This is a genomic window from Mesorhizobium sp. M1A.F.Ca.IN.020.06.1.1, assembly GCF_004023265.1.
Classification (GTDB): Bacteria; Pseudomonadota; Alphaproteobacteria; order Rhizobiales; family Rhizobiaceae; genus Mesorhizobium.
The window spans coordinates 1-3,635 of the sequence record NZ_RZSR01000622.1; the positions used below are offsets into that span (position 1 = coordinate 1).

Genomic DNA, 3,635 nt, shown 5'->3' on the forward strand with positions numbered 1-3,635 from the left:
CCCATAGTCCTGGCGAAAGGTGGAGGGGCGCCCTTCGAAGGGCGCCCCGGGGATCGAAGCCTACTTCTGGATGCAGGTGTCGACCGTATCCTTGGTGCATTCGTCGAGGCCGGTGAAGACCGGATCGTCGACCTTCTTGCCCTGGATGAGGTCGAGCATCACCGACGGCGCCTTGTAGCCCATTTCGAACGGCCGCTGGCCGACCAGTGCGGTCACAAGGCCCTCCCTGGCGATAGCCACCTCGTCGCCGATCGTGTCGGCGGCGCCGATGACGAACTCGTTCTTGGCGATCTTGTCGGCCATCGGCTTGAACAGGTCGCGATAGGGCTGCGGAGCGCCGAACAGCGGCCAGCCGCCCATGATGCCGAAAGCGTCGAGCTTCGGATTGGCGGCCAGGATGTCGGTCATCGCCTGCACGCCCTTGGCGCCGTCGTCATTGGTGAACACCGGGCAACCCGCCACTTCCGTCCAGCCGCCTTCGCCGGCGAGCGCCGGCAGGCCTTCCTTGCCCGACAGCGCATCGCGCATGCCCTGCGCGCGGCGCAGGATGTTGTCGGCGGCCGGATTGCCCTCGATCGTGCAGATCGTGCCGCCATTCGGCTTGGCCTTCTTGATGTATTCGCCGATTCGCTTGCCCATCAGATAGTTGTCGGTGCCGAGATAGGTCTTGCGAAGCGCGGCGTCTTCCTTGGCGAGATCGGCATCGACCGTCATGATCGGGATCGATGGATTGGCGCTCTTGATCGTCTGCGCGATCAGCGGCGCGTTGGACGGCGAGATCGCCATCGCGGCCGTGTCCGGCTTGCTCAGCATGTCCTGCACGATCTGTGCTTCGCCGGCCTCGTCCGAGGTCGATGCCGGGCCGGTGTAGAAGCATTCATACTCGGAGCTCGCGTTCTCCTTGTTCCACTTCTCGCAGCCCTGATGGATGGCTTCGAAGAACGGGTTGTCGAGGCCCTTTACGACAATGACGAGCTGTTTCTTGGCCAAAGCCGGCCCGGCGCCCAGCGCCATGGCGGCGACGGCGGCGAGCAAAAGTGATTTCCTCATATCAGTCCTCCCTTGAAAACAGACGGACACGACGTGCCCGCCACACCGATCGGCCCGGATGCAAGCAACACGCGGAATAGGCTCGAAAGTTCGTGTCTCAAGCCGGGCCGACAAGCATTTGCCGATCCGTTCCAGCTCGAATGGGCGCCGGCCGGATCCTGAATCTTGCCCATCGCGTCACGCCGAGCAGCGATTTCGCGACGGAAAAACTCTTCCTCCAATGCTAGCTAATAACGGCTCGCTGCCAACGTCAATTCCAATTTGTCCTACAAAACCGATTTTTCGACGGGACTCGAAATTAATCGCCCGACAATTGATTGACGCCCATGGCCGCATTTGCCTAAATGAGTCTATCGCACCTGCTCGGGAGGAGTTGGAGGCGCGAGGCCCCTGCGGCGCCGGCAATTATGGCAAGGCAGTCGAGGGACGAAAACGGGGAGGCTTAAGGCTGGTGTCGGTTCTCGAACTCGCCAACATCTCGAAGCATTTCGGCGCCATCCAGGCGGTGAACGACGTCTCGTTCAAGCTCGAGGCCGGCGAGGTCGTCGGCCTGATGGGCGACAACGGCGCCGGCAAGTCGACGCTGGTCAAGATGATCGCCGGCAATTTCCGCCCCAGCCACGGCACGATGCATATGGACGGCAAGGAGTTGATCCTGCACAAGCCGGCCGAGGCCCGCCAGCACGGCATCGAGATCGTCCATCAGGACCTGGCGCTTTGCAACAATCTGACGGCCGCCGCCAATGTCTATCTCGGCCGGGAACTGCGCCGCGGCATCGGCCCCTTCCGCATTCTCGATTATGCCGCGATGTATAAGCGCGCCGGCCAGCTCTTTGCCGAACTGAAATCCGAGACGCGGCCGCGCGACCTCGTCAAGCAGATGTCTGGCGGCCAGCGCCAGGCGGTGGCGATCGCCCGCACCATGCTGTCGCAAGCCAAGATCGTGCTGATGGACGAGCCGACGGCGGCGATCTCGGTGAGACAGGTCGCGGAGGTGCTGAACCTGATCCGCCATCTGCGTGACCAGGGCATCGCCGTGGTGCTGATCAGCCACCGCATGCCCGACGTCTTCGATGTCGCCGACCGCGTCATCGTCATGCGGCGCGGCAGGAAAGTCGCCGACAAGAAGATCGCCTCGAGCTCGCCCGAGGAAGTCACCGGGCTGATCACCGGCGCCATCGAACAGGTTGCGTAATCGCGTGGATCAGGCGTCCAACGCCTCAGGAAAGGTCGATAATGGCAGTCACCCTTGACCAGACGATCGCGCAGAAGCAGCACACATTCTTCTCACGGCTCTTTGCCAACCAGACCTTCTGGGTGGTGATCGCGGTTATCCTCGCCTGCCTGTTCCTGTCCTTCGCGACCGACGCTTTCGCCACGCAGAAGAACCTCTTCAACATCACCCGCAACATCACCTTCGTCGCCATCGTGGCGCTCGGCATGACTTTCGTCATCATCACCGGCGGCGTCGACCTGTCGGTCGGCTCGGTGCTGTGCCTGTGCTCGATGGTGCTGGCCGTCACCATGCATGCCGGCTATTCGATCGAAATCGGCATCCTGGCCTCGATCGTCACCGCTTTAGCCATCGGCGCCTTCAACGGGGTGCTCATCGCCTATCTCGGTTTCCCACCCTTCGTGGTGACGCTCGGCATGCTGTCGGTGGCGCGCAGCCTCGCCATGGTCGCCTCCAACAACACCGTCGTCTTCCAGTTCGGGCCGGACCACGACAAGCTTCTGGCGCTGGGCGGCGGCGCCTGGGTGTTCGGCATCGCCAATCCGGTGCTTTACATGATCCTTTTGGCGTTGATCACCGGCTTCATCCTGCGCTGGACCAAGTTCGGCCGGCATATCTTCGCCATCGGCGGCAATGAGCATGCGGCCACGCTGACCGGTGTTCCGGTGCGCCAGATCAAGGTCGCGGTCTATATGATCTCAGCGCTCTCGGCGGGTCTGGCCGGCATCATCCAGACCGGCTGGCTAGGCGCTGTCACCACTAATCTCGGCAACGGTATGGAACTACAGGTGATTGCCGCGACCGTCATCGGCGGCGCCGACCTCGCCGGCGGCGTCGGCACCGCGTTCGGCGCCATCGTCGGCGCCGCCCTGATCGAGGTCATCCGCAACAGCCTCGGCCTGCTCGGTATCAACGCCTTTTGGCAAGGCACTTTCATCGGGGGCGCGATCATCCTGGCGGTGCTGTTCGACCGCATCCGTAATTTTAGGCGCAGCGATTAGAGAGCAAACCTTCCCTTCTCCCTTCTTGTGGAGAAGGGGAGACCCCTGCTCAGTCTGAAAATCCGCCCAGCTGGTCGGTGCGGAGCGGCCGTCATTCCTCCACGCCTTGACGGGGCCAGAGGCGATGAGCTCCGGGTCATTGCGATGCACAAAAGTGCCGAGCCCCGACAGTTTGCCGTAGAAGTTCGGTGCCGCCGCGGGCGTGCGCAGGCCGGCCTTCCAAGCCCATTTCAGTCCCGCCCGGTATGGCCTGAGACCTCTGCACCCGCACTGGCCGGCAGGGTCAGGAAACGCAGCGCTGCCACCAGCCCGATCAGGCCGATCGCGAAAAAGGCGATCCTGAAGTCTAT

The 3,635-nt window shown here is 62.8% G+C and carries 3 protein-coding genes and 1 pseudogene; 2 read left to right on the forward strand and 2 right to left on the reverse strand.

Features of this window, described 5'->3' with window-relative positions; all coding sequences use genetic code 11:
* Positions 1–60: 60 nt before the first annotated feature.
* Positions 61–1,050 (reverse strand): sugar-binding protein, encoded by a 990-nt coding sequence (locus tag EOA60_RS23640; RefSeq protein WP_066992270.1) that lies wholly within the window; start codon positions 1,048–1,050, stop codon positions 61–63.
* Between the two features lie 451 nt (positions 1,051–1,501).
* Between EOA60_RS23640 and EOA60_RS23645 the strand changes: the two genes are divergently transcribed.
* Together EOA60_RS23645 and EOA60_RS23650 are read left to right on the forward strand one after the other, a co-directional pair.
* Positions 1,502–2,245: an ATP-binding cassette domain-containing protein gene (locus EOA60_RS23645; protein ID WP_095802345.1), complete on the forward strand. Its 744-nt coding sequence runs from the start codon at positions 1,502–1,504 to the stop codon at positions 2,243–2,245.
* A gap of 41 nt (positions 2,246–2,286) precedes the next feature.
* On the forward strand, positions 2,287–3,285 hold the full coding sequence (locus EOA60_RS23650) for an ABC transporter permease (protein ID WP_127334915.1): 999 nt from the start codon (positions 2,287–2,289) through the stop codon (positions 3,283–3,285).
* 126 nt (positions 3,286–3,411) lie between these two features.
* Here EOA60_RS23650 and EOA60_RS39170 read toward each other — a convergent pair.
* Positions 3,412–3,510: pseudogene (locus EOA60_RS39170) on the reverse strand (amidohydrolase); the annotation flags it as partial.
* Between the last annotated feature and the right edge of the window lie 125 nt (positions 3,511–3,635).

Coding starts and splice junctions, on each gene's coding strand:
- EOA60_RS23640 (WP_066992270.1), bottom strand. CDS start 1,050: ATGAGGAAATCACTTTTGCTCGCCGCCGTCGCCGCCATGGCGCTGGGC.
- EOA60_RS23650 (WP_127334915.1), top strand. CDS start 2,287: ATGGCAGTCACCCTTGACCAGACGATCGCGCAGAAGCAGCACACATTC.